Source organism: Pseudoglutamicibacter albus, assembly GCF_022346425.1.
Lineage (GTDB): Bacteria > Actinomycetota > Actinomycetes > Actinomycetales > Micrococcaceae > Pseudoglutamicibacter > Pseudoglutamicibacter albus.
Genome location: NZ_JAKRCW010000011.1, coordinates 43,920 through 61,587 on the forward strand (window position 1 = coordinate 43,920; position 17,668 = coordinate 61,587).

The 17,668-nt window shown below is 60.8% G+C and carries 17 protein-coding genes and 1 riboswitch; of the genes, 2 read left to right on the forward strand and 15 right to left on the reverse strand.

Annotated features, from left to right (window positions below):
- Nucleotides 1-65: 65 nt before the first annotated feature.
- Nucleotides 66-2,183, forward strand: coding sequence for a lamin tail domain-containing protein (locus MHJ63_RS07555; RefSeq protein ID WP_239446835.1), 2,118 nt, complete (start codon nucleotides 66-68; stop codon nucleotides 2,181-2,183).
- A gap of 63 nt (nucleotides 2,184-2,246) precedes the next feature.
- Here MHJ63_RS07555 and MHJ63_RS07560 read toward each other — a convergent pair whose 3' ends face one another.
- The 7 genes from MHJ63_RS07560 to MHJ63_RS07590 form a co-directional block, all read right to left on the reverse strand.
- Complete coding sequence (locus MHJ63_RS07560; RefSeq protein ID WP_239446836.1) at nucleotides 2,247-3,320, reverse strand: DUF2891 family protein; 1,074 nt, start codon at nucleotides 3,318-3,320, stop codon at nucleotides 2,247-2,249.
- A gap of 110 nt (nucleotides 3,321-3,430) precedes the next feature.
- On the reverse strand, nucleotides 3,431-4,039 hold the full coding sequence (locus MHJ63_RS07565) for a biotin transporter BioY (RefSeq protein WP_239446837.1): 609 nt from the start codon (nucleotides 4,037-4,039) through the stop codon (nucleotides 3,431-3,433).
- Between the two features lie 3 nt (nucleotides 4,040-4,042).
- On the reverse strand, nucleotides 4,043-4,678 hold the full coding sequence (locus MHJ63_RS07570; protein ID WP_083285460.1) for an energy-coupling factor transporter transmembrane component T family protein: 636 nt from the start codon (nucleotides 4,676-4,678) through the stop codon (nucleotides 4,043-4,045).
- A complete protein-coding gene (locus MHJ63_RS07575; protein WP_239446838.1) occupies nucleotides 4,675-5,445 on the reverse strand; it encodes an energy-coupling factor ABC transporter ATP-binding protein in 771 nt (256 codons plus the stop codon). The genes MHJ63_RS07570 and MHJ63_RS07575 overlap by 4 nt, the downstream gene beginning before the upstream one ends.
- A 73-nt stretch (nucleotides 5,446-5,518) precedes the next feature.
- Nucleotides 5,519-6,919, reverse strand: a complete 1,401-nt coding sequence (locus MHJ63_RS07580; RefSeq protein ID WP_239446840.1) for an MFS transporter — start codon at nucleotides 6,917-6,919, stop codon at nucleotides 5,519-5,521.
- Nucleotides 6,903-7,652: a hypothetical protein gene (locus MHJ63_RS07585; RefSeq protein WP_035755775.1), complete on the reverse strand. Its 750-nt coding sequence runs from the start codon at nucleotides 7,650-7,652 to the stop codon at nucleotides 6,903-6,905. The genes MHJ63_RS07580 and MHJ63_RS07585 overlap by 17 nt, the downstream gene beginning before the upstream one ends.
- A gap of 130 nt (nucleotides 7,653-7,782) precedes the next feature.
- Nucleotides 7,783-8,544, reverse strand: coding sequence for a hypothetical protein (locus tag MHJ63_RS07590; RefSeq protein WP_156961790.1), 762 nt, complete (start codon nucleotides 8,542-8,544; stop codon nucleotides 7,783-7,785).
- 128 nt (nucleotides 8,545-8,672) lie between these two features.
- Here MHJ63_RS07590 and MHJ63_RS07595 point away from each other — a divergent pair, with 128 nt between their 5' ends.
- Nucleotides 8,673-9,794: an EamA family transporter gene (locus MHJ63_RS07595; RefSeq protein ID WP_239446842.1), complete on the forward strand. Its 1,122-nt coding sequence runs from the start codon at nucleotides 8,673-8,675 to the stop codon at nucleotides 9,792-9,794.
- Nucleotides 9,795-9,838: 44 nt separating this feature from the next.
- Here MHJ63_RS07595 and dnaB read toward each other — a convergent pair whose 3' ends face one another.
- The 8 genes from dnaB to MHJ63_RS07635 all read right to left on the reverse strand — a co-directional run bounded on the left by dnaB (nucleotide 9,839) and on the right by MHJ63_RS07635 (nucleotide 17,619).
- Nucleotides 9,839-11,242 (reverse strand): replicative DNA helicase, encoded by a 1,404-nt coding sequence (gene dnaB / locus MHJ63_RS07600; RefSeq protein ID WP_052048389.1) that lies wholly within the window; start codon nucleotides 11,240-11,242, stop codon nucleotides 9,839-9,841.
- A 492-nt stretch (nucleotides 11,243-11,734) separates the two neighbouring features.
- A complete protein-coding gene (locus MHJ63_RS07605) occupies nucleotides 11,735-12,376 on the reverse strand; it encodes a PepSY domain-containing protein (RefSeq protein ID WP_035755771.1) in 642 nt (213 codons plus the stop codon).
- A 117-nt stretch (nucleotides 12,377-12,493) separates the two neighbouring features.
- Complete coding sequence (locus tag MHJ63_RS07610) at nucleotides 12,494-13,018, reverse strand: flavin reductase family protein (RefSeq protein WP_035755769.1); 525 nt, start codon at nucleotides 13,016-13,018, stop codon at nucleotides 12,494-12,496.
- Nucleotides 13,019-13,058: 40 nt separating this feature from the next.
- Nucleotides 13,059-13,172, reverse strand: a riboswitch (SAM riboswitch).
- A gap of 197 nt (nucleotides 13,173-13,369) precedes the next feature.
- Nucleotides 13,370-13,831 (reverse strand): 50S ribosomal protein L9, encoded by a 462-nt coding sequence (rplI, locus tag MHJ63_RS07615; RefSeq protein WP_035755767.1) that lies wholly within the window; start codon nucleotides 13,829-13,831, stop codon nucleotides 13,370-13,372.
- Nucleotides 13,832-13,854: 23 nt separating this feature from the next.
- The gene (gene rpsR / locus MHJ63_RS07620; protein ID WP_035755765.1) at nucleotides 13,855-14,094 is read right to left on the reverse strand and encodes a 30S ribosomal protein S18; all 240 of its coding nucleotides are present in this window, start codon (nucleotides 14,092-14,094) and stop codon (nucleotides 13,855-13,857) included.
- A 70-nt stretch (nucleotides 14,095-14,164) separates the two neighbouring features.
- Nucleotides 14,165-14,764 carry a single-stranded DNA-binding protein gene (locus MHJ63_RS07625; protein WP_035755763.1) on the reverse strand — a complete coding sequence of 200 codons (600 nt, stop codon included), beginning with the start codon at nucleotides 14,762-14,764 and terminating at the stop codon, nucleotides 14,165-14,167.
- A 53-nt stretch (nucleotides 14,765-14,817) separates the two neighbouring features.
- Entirely contained in the window at nucleotides 14,818-15,117 is a 300-nt protein-coding gene (rpsF, locus tag MHJ63_RS07630; RefSeq protein WP_035755761.1) for a 30S ribosomal protein S6, read from the reverse strand.
- Nucleotides 15,118-15,369: 252 nt separating this feature from the next.
- Nucleotides 15,370-17,619 (reverse strand): acyltransferase family protein, encoded by a 2,250-nt coding sequence (locus MHJ63_RS07635; protein ID WP_035755759.1) that lies wholly within the window; start codon nucleotides 17,617-17,619, stop codon nucleotides 15,370-15,372.
- Nucleotides 17,620-17,668 lie beyond the last annotated feature (49 nt).

Genomic DNA, 17,668 nt, shown 5'->3' on the forward strand with positions numbered 1-17,668 from the left:
CCACTCCAACGCTTAGAAACCCAGCGTTAACCCGCAGTTTCCGCCGCTACAGCATCCTGGGTGGCATGGCTACGTCTCACACCTCTGAAGCATTCACCAGAAAGCGGGCGTTCGCGCGGAAGCTGACCGCGGCATCGTTCGCAACGGCTCTGGCAACCACCCTCACGCTCTCACTCAGCGGCGGCTTCTCCCCTGCGTACGCAACCGCCGCGCCGGAAGCCCCAGCGTCGGAATCCGCGGCAGCAGAGTCTGCCGCCCCGGAAACAGGTGCGGCTGAAGCCGCTGAGCTTGCCGTGGTTGTCAATGAGGTTGAGTCCAACGGGGATGACACGGACTGGGTTGAGTTCGGCAACCCGAGCGGCCAAGCTGTGGACCTCACCGGCTACATCTTCACCGATAATGAACCCACGAAGGCCGGCCACACCTATGTTCTGCCGGAAGGCTCCGTGGTCCCAAGCAACGGATTCTTTGTGCTTGACCAAGCGCAGGGTTCCACCCCAGGGTTTGATTTCGGGCTCGGTAAAGACGATTCCGTGAACCTCTACGCCCCACCCGCTGAGGGTGAATCGGTCGAGGACGCGATCGCGAAAGACCCTGTCCTGACCTACAGCTGGACCAGCCACGCCGCGATCACCTACGGCCGCTGCCCAGACTTCACCGGCGAGATGATCGATACCTTCGCATCCACCAAGGGTGCCGCGAACCAGTGCGAAGAACCCCCGGCAGAGCCAAGCGAGTCGGCTGACCCATCGGACCCATCCACCCCTGCCCCGCTGAGCCCGTCGGCGTGGCCGGGCGGGCAGACCGTCAAGCCACTGCACGATGCCGATGAGGCCCGCGGCGACTGGTCCGGCCTGTTCTGGGAAGCGGCCGGCGCGTTCGGTAGCGACAAGCCATACCTGTGGGTTGCCGAAAACGGCAACGGAACGCTGCTGCGCCTGGACGGCACCGAAGCTAACCGCGGGGCTGAACTGCAGACGTTCACCCTCAAGTACGCTGACGGCACCGGAACCCCGGATGCCGAGGCCGTGACCCGCGCAGCCGGCGCCCCGAACAGCATCTTCGTGGGCACCGAACGCGACAACTCCAAGAAGGGCACCTCCCGCCCGTCAGTGCTCGCGTTCACCACGCCATCCATCGACGATGCCGACGGTGAGCTGAAAGCCGCGAAAGAGTGGAACCTCGCACCCGACTTCCCGGGCCTGGGCGCTAACTCCGGCATCGAAGGCCTCACCTGGGTTCCGGACTCCTGGCTCGTTGAGAACAAGATCCACGACGATTCCACTGGCAAGCCATACGACCCATCCGCTTACCCCGCCCACCACGGCGGTGTGTTCGCGGTCGGCATCGAAGGCACGGGCCACGTCTACCTCTACGTCCTGAACGAAGACGGCGGCTTCCAGCGGATCGCTGACATCGAAACCGGCCTCGACGTGGTCGCCGGAGTCCTCTTCGATGCGCACCGCAGCCAACTGTGGGCTATCTGCGATGACGCATGCGAAGGCCGCATCGCCGTCCTCACCCCGGAAGCGGGCGCTGACACCGCAAGCGAGACTGACGCTGCAACGAACACAAACGCTGTCAAGAAGGTGAGCGCTCGCTCGGCCACCACACAGTCCGCTGACGATGCGGCGGTAAGGCTCGCTGTGAGCCAGGTTCTGAACCGTCCAAGCGAAACCCAGAACTACGCTAACGAAGGCTTCGCGATCGCTGACATGAGCCAGTGCAAAGACGGCGCGCTCCCGGTGTTCTACGCTGACGACAACAACACCGACGACGTCTCGTTGCGCGAAGGCACCCTCACCACGAAATGCCCAACCGAGCAGCCACCAGTAGAGGAAGCACCGAGCGAAGACGCGCCGAGCGAGCAACCGAGCGAGGATGCTCCGTCGGATGAACCGAGCGAGGCGCCATCGAGCCCGGCACCATCCGAGCAGCCGAGCGCATCCCCAACCACTGAAGCACCATCCTCGCCAGCACCTAGCACTCCGGTTCCAGATAACGCTGCCGTAACCACCCCGGGTAGCGGTTCCACGGATGCCGGTGCCAACACCGGTGGCGGTGACCTGGCTCGAACGGGTGCTGATGTGAACTCGTGGATGATGTTCGCCGCCGCTGCGATGCTGGTAGGCGGAGCACTCACCCTGGCCCTGCGCCGTAAGCACAGCGGTGCTACGCGGTAGGCACGCACCTCGTGGAACCAAGCAACGATGAGCTTGCCGCGAGCCTGCGCGCCAACGGGTTACTCACCGACTCAGCTCGGTGAGGGCCTCCCACCCGAAGGTTGCGAGCCAGTGGGAGGCCATGAACTCGTCCGTGGTTGCCGCGGACAGGCCGTTGCGCATGAGCCGCGGGGCGGCGGTACGCAACGTGTCCGCTAGCTCGGGTTCGGCATCGAGGGCATCCAGCGCCCGCGCCACGCGCAGGCCCGATGCGGCGAGCGTGAGCCCTAGCCCGTCCAGGTGGGATTGGTGACCGTCGCTCGCATCGATCGGCGCGACCGCCTGCAGAACCCGCGGCAACTTACCCTTACCGGCTTCAAGCGAGCCGGCAGCAAGCGAGCGGGCGTCCTCAGCAAGCTCCGCCATGAACCCAGGCAACCAGCCGGCAAGGTCGGCTGTGTTCGGCGCCAGTACCTCGCACATGAGGTCGGCTTCGCACATCCCGGAGGAGAGGAAGTCGTGCCCAGAACGTTCGAAAGAGAACGGCCACCGGGTATCTGCGCTGTAGAAACGCCGAGCATGCTCGACAATCAGGTCCGCGACATCCGCATAGCCGCGCCTCCGGGCAACCAACAGGAGCCGCCGCAAACCGAACGACGTATTCGAGTGCACGCCGTGGCGGACCGGCTCCGGCATCGCTGGCAGCCACGCCCGCACCGCGTCCATGACCGCATCCAGTAGCGGCCGGGCGCCCTCGGCGAGCGCGTTGACCTCCGGCACGCGACTGTCATGGAGCGCATCGACCAGTTGCGCGGCCCACGCCCACCCGTAAGGGCGCTCCCACGAGGGGTTCGCGGCCACATATTCGGCCTCAGCGCGCATGTTGTCGGCGCTGAGATGCTGTTGCAGCACATCCACGATGCGGCCGGAGGCCTCCGCCTCCACATGCTCGATGAGCTGCGTGCCAAGCCAGTGCATGTGCACGCTTGAATGCCAGTCGAACGAGTTCGCGAACGCGGGATGCATCTGCCGGGGCTGCAACAGGTCCGCTGAGTCGCGTTGCACGTGATGCGCGGCGTAGGGGAACTCGGTTGTGAGGTTATCGATCACAACCTGGGCGAACGGTTCGGCATAGTTTGGCAACGAGAATTCAGGCATACAGCAATTCTTGCACTGGCGGCGGCGAGGCAAGAAGCAGGGTTGCCCGCGCCGGACTCACCGGCCTGGCTTGCGCCGCCAGACCTTCCGCCCGGCCGGGCCCTGCCTCTCTATTTGGCGAGGAGGCCGCGATAGGAGCGGTGCACCAGAAGCGCTACTGCGGTGGCAATCACGGCTTTAGCGGTATCACCCGGGATGAACACGACGTTGCCTTTCAGAGCGGTACCGATGTCCATGCCGGTGGTCATGCTGAGCCACCCCGAACCCATCAGGTAGACGACCAGCACGCCACCTACGATGCATGCCGCGAACAGGATCACGGCGTTGATCCAAGCGGCCCGGGCACGGTCATAGAACGATACCGTGATCAAACCGATCACGAGCGCGCCGAGGACCCAACCGAAAATGTAGCCGCCCGTCGGGCCCAATAGGGCACCCATACCGCCGCGGCCACCGGCCAGCAGCGGCAGGCCAGCTGCGACCAGTGCGATCAGCAGGACCTGCGAAAGCGCGCCGCGCCAAGGGCCTAAGAGCGCGCCTGCGAGCATGACCGCGAGGGTCTGCAACGTGATCGGGACAGGCAAAATACCGACCGTAATCGGCGGCATGAGACCCAAAACAGCGGTCAGCGCGGCGAACATCGCCACCAAAACCAGATCCAGCGTCGGGTTAGAGCGGCGAGCGTTACGTACAGGCTCACCTGTTGCAGTGGTCATCATCGGTTAGCGGTTCCTCTCTCGGGTGTTGAACGAGCGGGCATCAAGGGCTTGAGCCACCTGTTCAGATGTTTTCAACGTGCGGAAAATCATGGGAACAATCAGCGCGAGCGGTCTGCGTTCCAGGCCGCGGGCGATCTGCGCTTCGCGGACCTCCTGGTACATCCCCATCAGGTGCGGGACAAAGCGGATGGTCAACGCCATCGCCATCGAAATGTTCTCCGTGTTGACCCCAACCCACCGCAGCGGAGACACGATCTTCTCGAAGACCCGCAGCATCTGCGGGAACGTGGTCGATGCGGTCACAGCGAACGCGAGCAAAACCAGCGTCAACAGCCGCATACCGAAATGCACGCCGCGGGCGAGGTCCTGTTGCCACGCCATGATCGCCACCACGAGCCCCACAATGACCACCGAAAACAGCAGCGACTTCACGAGGCGCATCAACGGGACCCGCGGCAGCAACGCGATCACGAACGCTGCGATCAGCAGGCCCAGCTGCACGCTCATCCACGGGATCAGGTAGGTCACGATGCTCAAAACGAACAGTGCCGCGAATTTGAACCCGGCCGGGAGCCGCTCCAGCACTCCGGGGTTGTGCGGTGCCGCGCCCGTCTGGATCAAGGAATAGGAACTGTTCACAGCTCACACATCCTGCGGTAGGCCGCAATGCTGTCAGCGGGCGTCCCATCCTTAACGATCCGGCCCTCATGCACCACCAGAACCCGTTGCGCATCCGCGGCAAGCTCCAGATCGTGCGTCACCACGATGCTGCGCTGGCTAAGGCCGGCGATCACCGAACGCATCCGGTGCCGGTTCAGTAGGTCCAGCATCGTGGTCGGTTCATCCAAAATGATGGTTTCGGGGCGCATTGTAAGAACCGAAGCCAACGCGATCATCTGCTGCTCGCCGCCAGAGAGCGCATGCGTTTCACGCTCGTAGAACTCCCCCATCCCCAGTTCAGCAAGCGTGTCGCGGGCTCTCTCAACGCGCTCACCCCGAGGGATTCCGATGTTCTTCAACCCGAACAGCATGTCTTCGCCCACGGTGGGCATGATGATCTGGTTCGCGGGATTCTGGAACACGAAACCGACTTTGCGGCGCACCCGCTTGGTTTCTTTCATCGTGCACGCCCCACCCACCGTGACTCGGCCGTAGGTGGGCATCACGAGGCCGTTGATGAGGCGCACGAGCGTGGATTTACCGGAGCCGTTGAGCCCGATGATCGCGATCCGCTGCTCATCCAAGGTGAGCGAAACATCGTCAAGGACCCGCCGGTCATCGTATTCGACGGAGACGCGCTCCATCTCGATGCGGTTGTCGGCTGTGCTGTCCGCGAGGCTGCGCTGTGCGGGATCGCTCGCTGGCAGATCGCTCGGCGATGGCTCGCTGGTTGGTGGGTTGTTCACTCGGTTCGGCTCACTCGGGTTGGGTTACCCACCTATAGTGCCCCAGATTGTTCAACAATGTCTACATGGGTATCTATCTGGGCTTTTTGAGCGCGGGATCGCGGTCCACTTCCTCCAGCGATTTACCCGCCATATCCCGCATGAGCCACAGCAACACGGCACCGAACAGCACCACGACCGCCGTGGCATAGTACGCCGGGGCATACAGGTTGCCGGTCGCCTCGATCAACGCTGTAGCGATCATCGGAGAGAACCCACCGAAAACCGCGGCAGCGATGTTGTAGCCGATCGCCATCCCTGCGAAACGCCCCAGCGCACTGAACTGTTCTGGGATCGCTGCCGCCGCGACCGCGGACCATCCCGCCGCCGGTACCGCAAGCAAGGCAACACCTGTAGCTGCACCTGCGTTGCCGGAGCCAGCCAGCAGCAGATATGCCGGCAACGTCGTGACCACAAGCACGAGCCCGAGCGTGAGCATCATCGTGCGGCGCCCAAACCTATCTGAAAGCAGGCCTATGAACGGGGTCGCGATAATCGCTGCAACCATCGCAATAGCACCGAGGTTCAACGCGAGCTGATTCGAAACCTCCGCCGTGGACTCAAGATAGGTGGGGATGTTGGTGATGTTGAGGAAATATGTGACCGAGCCGATCGAGGAAAACAGGAAAGCGACCAGCACCGCTTTAGGTTGGTGCTTCAAAACATCGATGAGCGGCGATCCTTTGCGCCGCTGTGTAACCCCGGCTTCCTGGAGTTTTTCGAACGTCTGGGTCTCATCCATGAACCGCCGCAACGGAATCATGACGGCTGCCAAGAGCCCGCCCACCACAAACAGGATCCGCCACCCCCAGCTATCCATCTGGTCAGCGGTGAGCCACTGCGCTAGCAACGCCGCCCCACCCACGGCAAGGAGGGAGCCGAGTTCAGAGTTCGCTGCTGCCCAGCTCGCGGCGACCCCGCGCCGGTTCTGTTTCGCGGACTCCATGAGGTACACCATGATCCCGGTGTATTCAGCGCCCACCGAGAATCCCGCGAGGCATCGCAGAGCCACCAGCAGGATGCCTGCCCACACCCCGAGCACGTCATAGCCGGGCAGGGCCGCGATGCCGAACATCGCTACCGCCATCAGCATCGCGGAGATCACAAGGGCTTGTTTACGCCCGATGCGCTCCCCCAGGTGCCCGAAAACCATGGCTCCCAGCGGGCGGAAGAGGAACCCTGCCGCGCCAACACCGAGGGTGAGCAGGAGCGAGGAGGTATCCCCGTGGAAGAACGTGCGGGTCAGCGAAGTGGATACATAGAAGAAAATCGAGAAGTCGTACCACTCGACGACCGTCCCGAACGCCGCTACCGCGAGCGAGCGTCGCCGCCGCTTGGGCGTACGGGAAGCCAACGGCCTGTCCACATCTACCGGATACCGGGTGTGAACAGGCCGTTGGCGCGAAGCGCTGTGTCCGTTATGGGAGCGCGTCATAGACCTTCTTAGCGTCAGCCGCAGTCTTCTTAACGTCGCCAACCATCGATACGACGTAGTCGCCCTTGACTGCGTAGACGTATTCGACGTTCCTACCTGCGAAGTTGGTGGCGAACCCTGCAGTCTCGTCGAAGCCGAACTTGTCCTCGATCGGTTTGTTGGTCACGGTCTGGCCCTGGATCTCGATCTTGCTGCAGGCCGAGTTCTCATTTTCCTTCCGGACCCGCTCCAGAACGTTCTCCGCCTGCTCACCGGAAGTGTATTTCATCACGTTGATGCCCTGCATCGCTACCCCAGACTCGGATGAGGACTGTTGCTTCAGGGCAGTCACAATCTGGGAGCCGTCTTCAACGAGCTCTGCTACACCGAAGGCGGAAACTGGGCATTCCTCGCCGGCTTTGCTGTTACCCAGGTCAGGCTTCTGCAAGTAGGGCTTGAGGTCTGCGACTTGGTAGTCCTTGCCGACGTTCTTCTTCACGAGCTGAATGAAGTCACGGTCGGCATCCTGTACGTCCGCAATGCCGTCTGGGGTCTTCTCAGAGCTTCCCGACGTCGACGGGGTTGCGCTCTCCGTTGGGGTTTCCGAGTTCTGTGGCGCGGCCTGCGTGGCCTCTTCGGCTGGCTTCTTGTCGCCGCCATCGTTGCTGGAGCAGCCGACTAGCGACGCCGCGAGTAGCGAAGGCACAGCGAGAATTGCCAGAGTACGCCGCGCGGTCTTTGTTTTGTTGAGCACTTGAGAATCCCTACATGTCAGAGAATTTTTGTGGAGTCTAGTGGGACACTAGCTGTGCTTAGCTTTGCGTAGATCGTTCCCGATCGCAACAAATTTTCTGGGCTACTAAAGCTCACCCACGCCGACTGATTTATGGCGTTGGGAGCGCGTCGTAAACCTTCTTTCCGTCAGCAACTACCTCGTCGAGGTCTCCGATCATGATCACCATGAATTGACCCTTCGTTGCGAACAGGTTGTCGATGTCTTCACCCTGGACATCCAGGGTCATCCCCGCGGCCTTATCAAAGCCGTGCGTATCCTTGAGCGGTTCAATCTTGATCGATTTACCGTTGATCGGGGTTTCCTTACATTCCGGCTTATCCAGTTCCGAGTTGACCTGATCGAGGGCAGCATTCGCCTTATCAGCCGATCCAAACATGAGCACGGTGACGGCCTTCTGCTTTGGGCCCGACTGCACAGCAGTGACGACCTGAGCGCCATACTTGACGAGGTCCGCTGCGCCATAGACCGTGGCTGGGCATTGATCCGCGGCTGCGCCGGCACCCACGTCCGGTTTCGACACCCTCGAGCTAAGATCCACGACCCTATAGTCGGAGCTCACATTGTCTTTCATGAACTCCATGAACTTCGGGCTTGCAGGCGACGCTCCGGATGCCGATCCACTGCCTTGTGAATCCTGCGGTTCCGGCGAGTTCTGCGGTGTTGACGCCTCACTGCTCTGGGACTCAGTGCTCTGAGACTGCTGGCTCTGAGACTGTTCGCTCGAGGCGCCCTGTTGGCTCGTCTCGTTGCCGTCGCTCTTATCGCCGCAAGCCACGAGCGAGGCTGCAAGCAGCGGTGGCACAGCAATCATTGCTAATGCGCGTCGTACAGCCTTCGTTTTATTAGTCATTGCTAGCCCCTACGTATCGTCAAGCTTCTAGTGAGACACTAGCCTTGCCTACCTTTGCGCAATTTGCCAGTGATCGCAATAAATTTTCTAGGCTGACTTATAGCTCGTCCATCCACTAGGAGGTGTTTATGCAACCGAAATTCCTTATCGGTCTTCTCTTTGCTTTGGCGTCGTCCTTTGCATTCGCTCTTCCTGGACCGGTGGGGAAAGCGCTCTACGGTTCCGGCTGGTCGCCGGGATCAGTCACGTTGGTGCGTTTGACCGGTTGCGCGCTCTTCCTCCTAGTTCCCACGCTGATTCAGTTGCGCGGTAAATGGGGTGAAGTGCGTGCGCACTGGCGGCTTGTAGTCGCGTTCGGCCTGTTCTCGATGACCGGCGTTCAAGCTACGTATTTTGTCGCGGTGGAACGTTTGAATGTTACGATCGCGATCCTGCTTGAGATGACCGCACCCATGATGATCGTTTTCTGGTTGTGGGCCCGCACCAAGGCCCGCCCTTCCGGGCTCACGTTCTTTGGGCTTGCGATCTCGATGATCGGCCTGGTTGCGGTGCTCGATGTGGGCTCGGTCATCGGCGAAGGCTCCGGTTCCCTTGACGCGCTCGGCGTGGTCATGGGGCTGGCCTCAGCGGTGTGCCTGGCCGTGTACTTCATGATTTCTGCGAACGACTCGGTCCGGATCCCCTCCACCGCCCTGACGGGGCTGGGTTTCGCGGTGGGCGCTATCGGCACGGTCCCGTTCATAGCACTCGGTTTGCTCCCGTGGAAAGCAACCACGGACCTCGTTGCGCTCGGCCAATGGAGTGCACCCTGGTACATCGCCCACAGCATCATCATCGTCTTCACCGTCGCCGCCTACGTCCTCGGTGTTGTGGGCCTGCGGCTCATGGGTGCCGGCGTGGGTTCGTTCGTGAACCTCACCGAGGTCCTCTTCGCGGCCGTCGTGGCGTGGTGGCTACTCGGTGAGACGCTGGCGAGCATCCAGTTCGTGGGTGGTGCGGCGATCCTCGCCGGAGTCGTCTTCATCAAACTCGGTGAGCGCCCACGCGGCCGTTCGCCAATGTCCAAGAAGATGCCAGGCATCGAGCCTCGCCGCCGCGTCAAATGGCGGCCAACACGGAAGAAGAACCAGAAACGCAAAGACGGCACCCCTGGCAACAAGACCCAGAAAGGCGATCAGGGCCAAAGCCAGAAGAAGGTGCAGGAGGGCAACCAGAAGCGGCCGGAACGCCGCGAGGTCACCCCGCTCTAAAGTCAGCCCGCTGATGCGCTGATGTCTCCCGCTCTAGCGCGTTGCTAGATGCCGGCGTCGGCGGATTCATAGGCCATGTTGTTGAAGCGCGAGTAATGGCCCTGGAACGCGACCACGATCGTCTTGGTCGGGCCGTTTCTGTGCTTAGCCACGATTACGTCGGCTTCACCTGCGCGTGGGGATTCTTTGTCGTAGATGTCTTCGCGGTGCAGCAGGATCACCATGTCGGCATCCTGCTCAATCGAACCGGATTCACGCAGGTCGGAGACCTGTGGGCGCTTATCGGTGCGCTGTTCGGAGCCACGGTTGAGCTGCGAGAGCGCGATGACCGGAACATCGAGCTCTTTAGCCAACAGTTTGAGCGCACGCGAGAACTCAGCGACCTCTTGTTGGCGCGATTCAACGCGTTTACCTGATGACATGAGCTGCAGGTAGTCCAGCACCACGAGCTTGAGGTTATGTTGCTGCTTGAGGCGGCGGCATTTCGCGCGGATCTCCATGAGCGTCATGTTCGGTGAATCGTCGATGAAGAACGGCGCGTTATTCAGTTGTGGGAGGGTGCGGGCGATCTTGGTCCAGTCCTCGTCGCGTAAGTCACCTTTACGCAGGTTTTGAAGTCCGACGGCGGTCTCAGCTGAGAGCATGCGCATCGCGATCTCGGTGCGGCCCATTTCTAGCGAGAAGAACACGGTGGTCATGCCGTTTTTGATCGCCGCGGAACGGGCGATATCCAGCGCGAAGGTCGACTTACCGACTGCGGGGCGGGCCGCGACCACGATCATCTGGCCACCCTGGAACCCCTGCGTCAGCTCGTCGAGCTCATAGAAGCCCGAAGGCACACCGGTGATTTCGTCGCCGGTCATCTGCCCTGCGGCCTCGATCTCATCGACCGTGGACTCCATGATCTCTGAGAGCAGCACATAGTCTTCCGCAGTGCGCCGTTCAGCAACCTGCATGACCTCGGACTGGGCGTCGTTGACGATCGCGTCGACCTCACCGTCGGCTGCGAAGGCCATCTGCGTGATGCGGTCGCCCGCGTAGACGAGGCGGCGCAGGATGGCGCGCTCCCTCACGATCTCGGCGTAGAAACTCGCGTTCGCGGCCGTCGGAACGGATTGGATCAGCTCGTGCAGATAGGCCGCGCCTCCGGCACGGTTGAGCTCACCGCTCTTGGTCAGGTGGCTCGAGACGGTCACCGCATCAGCCGGTTCCCCGCGGCCGTAAAGATCGGTGATCGCGTCAAAAATGATCGAGTGCGCGGGCTTATAGAAGTCCGATGAGCGCAGAATCTCTACACAGTCGGCGATCGCGTCCTGGGAGAGCAACATGCCACCCAAAACCGACTGTTCAGCCGCTACATCCTGAGGCGGGACGCGCTCAGCAAGTGAGGACGCACCCGAGGAAGATGCGCCTGCATCGCTGTAGTCGGCGTCGCTGTACTGATCCACTGTGCTCCTTCAACCTGTACTGTTCTCAGGCTCAGTGTAGGGCGAAATAAACACAACACAACCCGAGTTATCCACAGCCCCTGTCGATAGTGTGTGGACTATTGTGGAACACACCGGTGGTTATCCACTACTTCTGTGGATAACCTGGGGAAAACAGCGCTGTGATTTTGCTTAAAATTAGCTGTATCCCGCGAGATTCCGCGGTTTTTTCTTGTGGATTATGAAGATGCTCTAAAAACTTTTCCCCAACCTTCAAGCACACGTGTCATGTTGACAAGAGGGATATCCACGCGATACATGCCTGAAACGCTAAGTTATCCACAGGTTTGGGCTAGTTACCCACAGACTCGCCCGAGTAGAGGTTGAAGGTTCGCCAACTCACCCTCGCGGAAGGTTGACCGCCCCCACAAATGGGGCTACATGCACATGGGGCGAGCCCGAAAGGGCCCGCCCCACAAACTACCTTGCACTATTGCTTATGCTTTTGCGTGCTTATTTGTCCTTCTTGAGGACCTGTCCGCTCTTGACGTCCACATAGACCGTCACGTCGGCGCCGCCACCCTCTGGGTAGATATCAACTTCCCACATGATCTGGCCTTGCTCCTCGTCAACGCTGACGTCATCGAGGGTGCCTGGGGTGTCCTTGAGCGCGGTCTCGATCGCCTTAGCGATTTCTACCTTGATCGCGTCATATTCGCGGCGGTCATCGCTGTCTACGTCTTCGACTTCATCCTGGTTGGTGACCTTGGATCCGTCAGCGGCTACCTCGAGCTCGTGACTCTTATTGCCCTTGACAACATCTACGCTCCAGCCGCTCTTATCGTCATCCCAGTCGAGGTCAACGACCTTGCCGCCAACTTCCTTTTCAGCGGTCTCGATCGCCTTGAGAGCGTTCTGTTGGCTACCACCCTTGGTTGGGGCTTGCGCGTTGTTGTCTGCAGAGTCCTTACCATCAGCATCGTCAGCGTCATCGGCGTCAGTGTTCTGCGCCTGCTGAGTCTCAGTCTGCTGAGTTTGGGTCTGCTGGGCGTCCTGGGTGGATTCGGAGGTTTTGTCCTCCGTTGGAGCACCGCAAGCGGCAAGAACCAGCGCGAGGGTTGCTACGGACGTGAGGGCTACATGTTTCTTCTCCATGGCCTCAATATACGCAGATCGGGACTCAGATAGCACTGCTTTTTTGCTCAGCTCTAAGCCAACCTAGATTAACTGCCCGCGTTTGTCCTATGATCAGCGCCTTCCAAACAGCAGGCTTTAGGCGGTTACGAGTGCGCGGTCTGGAAGCTGCGCAAGGTCGCGGAACGTCTTGCCGTGCAGCACGATCGGCTCTCCGTGTTCCTCGCCGTGAGATACAGCGTGGACCTTCAACAGCACGATGGTGTGGTCGCCTGCCGGGACCGTGTCATAGATCGAGGTCTCAAGCCACAGGGCGGCGCGGTCCAGGAACAAAGCACCGGAGTCAGCTAGCGTGACGTCGAGGCCGCTGAAACGCTTGGATGCGTCGCGGGAGGCGAGCTGATAGCAGACCTCGCGGTGTTCATCGGCCAGAATCGAGACGCCAAGCCGATAGCCGTGCTTGAGGCGCTGCCATGTGCGGGATTCGTTGCGAACTGAGAAGGATACGAGCGCTGGCTCATATGAGATGCCGACCGCAAAGCTCGAGGAGACCATGCCTTCGTGGTGGCCTCCCACGCGGGAGCAGAGAGCTACTACGCCTACAGGGAAACGGTCGAATGCCGAACGCAGGGTTGCCTGGTCGATGGTGTGGGTCAGGGACATAGCGATTCATCCTTCGCAAGTATCGGCCGTCCACAATGGCCGGCGCAGCTTGCCGCCGGCATTCCCGACGGCCGAATCGTCACCTGGGGCACCCCACCTACGCGAGAGGGTTGCCGACGGATTAGCCAGGGCCTAAAAATCCGTACTCATGATTCGTGTGTTAAACGATAAACAGTTCAGCGCACGCCGTGCAACTGAATGTGTCATCTAGTTCATTTAATGAGACGAACGCCGCACCCCTTCCCGGGTGCGGCGTTCGTTCACGCCCCTCGCGGGGCGCGTCTCAGACTGTTTCACACGTGAGCTGGCACGCGGTTCACATTATGGTTCCGCGCGCTGAGTGCTTGAGTGTTACTTGCCCTTTGGTGCTGCAACAACGTGCAGCGTGGTGTTCGCGAGAACGTCGTCGTGCAGACGGACGGTGGCCTTGTAGTGGCCAGTTGTCTTGACCTGCTGTGCGATCTCGATGGTGCGCTTGTCGACCTTGCCCAGGCCGGCAGCCTCGATTGCTGCTGCAACGTCGGCCTGCTTGACGGTACCGAACAGGCGGCCGGTGTCACCAGCTTTAACCTCGATGCGGATCTCAGCGTCCTTGAGGCCGTCTGCGATCTTCTGTGCTTCTTCGAGGTTCGCGATGCGGTGGGCCTCGCGAGCAGCCTTGATGGACTCGATGTCCTTCTCGCCACCCTTGGTCCAGGTGATCGCGTAGCCGCGTGGCAGCAGGTAGTTGCGTGCGTAGCCGTCGCGTACTTCGACGATGTCGCCAGCAGCACCCAGGCCGGTTACCTCATGCGTGAGAATAAGCTTTGCCATGTTTCTTCTCTCCTCCTTCTTGCTTAGCCGCGGCCAGCGCCGGAGTATGGAAGCAGGGCAACTTCGCGCGCATTCTTGATCGCCTGAGCGATCTTGCGCTGCTCCTGCACGGTCACGCCAGTTACACGACGAGCGCGGATCTTGCCGCGGTCGGAGATGAACTTGCGAAGAAGGGCGACATCTTTGTAGTCAATGTAGTCGATGTCGGCGGCCTTGAGCGGGTTGGCCTTAGGCTTAGGCTTGCGAATTTCAGGCTTAGCCATCGTGGAGCTCCTTAGTTTGTTTTGGAGCCCGCAGTGTCAGCTGCGGGATGGGTATTGGTTTGAAAACGATTTAGAACGGTGGTGCGGACTGGCCGGGGTTTGCGCCCCAGTCGCTTGAGCCGCCAGAGTTACCCCACGGGTCGTTAGCTGGAGATTGCTGAGGCGCACCCCAGTCTCCGCCGCCGCCCTGGTTCTGCTGGCCGCCGAAGCCTCCGCCTTGGTTGCCGCCACCAAAGCCGCCGCCGGTGTTTCCACCGAAGCCGCCCTGGTTGCCGCCGAAACCGCCTTGGTTACCCCCGCCGCCTCGCTGGTTGCGGGTGACTTGTGCGGTTGCGTAGCGCAGGGCTGGGCCGACTTCGTCGACGTCCAGTTCCCATGCGGTACGGCGGTTGCCGTTCTGATCGTCATAGCTGCGGGCACGGAGACGACCCTGGGCGATGACGCGCATGCCCTTGGTCAGTGATTCCGCCACGTTTTCGGCGTGTTCGCGCCATACGCTGCAGCGCATGAAGAGGGCTTCGCCGTCTTTGAACTCGTTGGCCTGACGGTCGAAGATCCGCGGCGTAGAAGCGACCGTGAAGTTCGCTACCGCGGCACCGGAGGGCGTGAAACGCAGTTCCGGATCAGCGGTGAGGTTACCCACCACAGTGATGATGGTTTCTCCAGCCATGATTCCCCTTAGCGTGAAGCGTTGAAACGTGGTTGTGCCCGCTGAGGACGCGCTTACTTGATGCGCTGGTCCTCTGGGCGGATGATCTTGGTGCGCATGATGGACTCGTTGAGGCCCAAAACACGGTCAAGTTCGGATGCGGTCTGTGGCTCAGCGGTGAAGTTAACCACTGCGTAGATGGCCTCAGCCTTCTTGTTGATTTCGTAGGCCATGCGGCGACGGCCCCAGATGTCGATGTTCTCGACGGTTCCACCGTCCTTGGTGACGACCTCGAGGAACTTGTTGAGCGTCGGTTCAACGGTGCGCTCGTCGACCTCGGGGTCAACCAGCAGCATCAGTTCGTAGTTACGCAAGTGAACCCACCTCCTTTGGACATAAAGCGGGCACGGTCTTTCCGTACCAGGAGGTTCTATTGCGGTAGCCCCTACCCTGCCGTGCAGGGCGTGCAAGCCTGCTGAAGTGCGCATCACGATGCGGTTGCCAGCAAAACTTGAAAGTGGGCAACAGCACCAGTCTACCCGCAGTACGGCTCAAGCCATAACTCTTCACTGTGCGTGTGGGTACCATCATGCACTGCGATGTGTGGCGCGCGTGGGCGGGAGGAGTCAGTCCTTGTGGTCGCGTAGCTGTTGAGGGAGGCGTCGCTCCAGGACGTGCGCGAGGCTTCTCAGGTACGTGTTGGTCACGTGATTTCCATCCCTGTAGATCAGCGTGTTGCCCGCGACCACGGAGCATTCGTCTTTGCTGCAGAAGTAATCGGTCATATCCAGGAAGTAGACGTCATCGAGCCGCTCGGCCGCCTCTACCGCCGGGTCATCAAGCAAACCTTGTTCAACACTGAAATCGCACTCGTGTGGCTTGTCCATGCTCCCGGAAACGCACGTGCGTGGAATCGGAATATCGTCATCACGCGACGGGACCGGGGTGTCTCGAACCACTACAAGCTGCGCCCCGCTCTTCTGCAGTTCCTTGAATGTGCGTTCGTAACCGTCCGCCGCATCGCCGCGGAATGTTGATCCTGCAAAGTTCTTGGTGATAATCACATCGGGCTCATCCTCAATAACCCGCTGGATGGATTCCTTATTCGGTTCAACGCACCGCTCATCAGCTTTACCGAGCTCACGAGGCTCAAGTGACATGGGGCATGAAGCCTTGGTGTAGGTGATGATCCGCCAGTCATGGTCCTTCGCTAGCTCCTCAAGCGGCTCCACGAGCATCCGGGCGTGAGAATCACCCATCACAGCGATCGTCTTCTCACCGTCTTCCTTACCCTTCACACAGCGCGGCGTGTGTTTCTTGCCGTTGCCCGCGAAGCATTCCTGATCCGTGCGCGCATCGTCCTCAGCTTCCGCCGGAGTCGGCGTGATCACCGAGCCATAGGTCAACGCCGCTGGAAGCTCGTCGGCGCGCTCCTCTTCGGTGACCAACCGGCCGCCCGGGCTATCCGGATGCCCCGCATCGAGCTTTTGAGCCCCGGACTTCTTGATGACCGGATCCCAACTACCGGCAGCGAACTCCGGCCGCTCACCTTTTAGAAGCTCCGCAGCGAGCTCCTTCTGTTCGCGATTGATCGCATCCGCACGCACAATCGGAGTCACAGCAACCGCAACAGCAACGAGCGTTGCCACGCCACCTGCGATCCACGCTGGCGCAGGCGAGACCTTCAAACGCTTCCACTGGCGTGCAGGCTCCTCAACCCAACGCCACGAAACGTGCGCGAGCACACACGAGATCAGCATCAGCACGGGCACTTGCCACCAATACGGCTTATGCTCCGTGATCTGCACGAAAACCATGTACACCGGCCAGTGCCACAAATACAGCGAGAAAGACACCTTGCCCAGCCACTGAACCGGCGCCCAATCAACCAGCCAATTCAGCGACAACGCACCACTGGTACGGCCCGCGATGATCACCGCCACAGCCCCCAGTACGGGAACCGCCGCGCTAGCACCCGGGAACGGGGTCGCGTGCGTGTACGTGAGGATCGACCAGCACATCGCCGCAAGACCTGCCAGCGCTAGCACCGCACGCCACGAAACGCCGCCGCCCATCCGTTGCTTGCCCTTGCCGGAATCGTCCTTGAGGATGTAGGGCGCCAGGGCTGCGATCAAGCCGCCTAAGGCGAGCTCCCACACGCGCGTTGTCGTGATGAAATAAGCCGCCGGATCGTTTGAACGGACCCTATATTCAGCCCACACGAACGAGGCGAGGATCACCGCCGAAAACAGGACGATCGCATAGGCACGCACAGTGAGCCCGATGCGGCGGGCGAGCCATACGGCCAGGATCACCACGAGCGGCCAGAGAACATAGAACTGTTCCTCAACGCTGAGTGACCAATAGTGTTGGAAAGCGGTCGGCGCATTGTCTGAGGCCAGATAATCCACGGAATCAACGGCCAAAACCCAGTTCACGATGCTCAACAGGCTCGCGATGCCTTGCCGCGAAACCTGTTCCCACTGCTCCGTGGGCCACCATATGAACGTTGCAACGATGATCACGCACGCGGTCACTGTCGCGGCCGGCATGATGCGGCGGATGCGGGCAGCCCAGAACTCAGCGAGGTTGATCTTGCCGTGCACTTCGGCGTCCCGCAGAAGCTTCGATGTGATCAAAAACCCTGAGATCACAAAGAAGATATCGACACCAACAAAGCCGCCCGGAACTGCCCTGGGGTAGAAATGCCACGCCACAACGGCGAAGACGGCAAGCGCCCGCAGGGCTTGGACCTCCGGGAGGAACTTCCGGCCGTCTCTGCGTTTCTGGGGCGCATCCTGCCCATGCGTGTTCTGCCCTCGCCTATCTAGTCCGCGAGCACCGTCCCCTTGGATCGTTGTGGCGTTGTTGGACATGCACGGCATTACATCACGTCTGGGTCCCCATCTCTACAAGCCCAGGTGA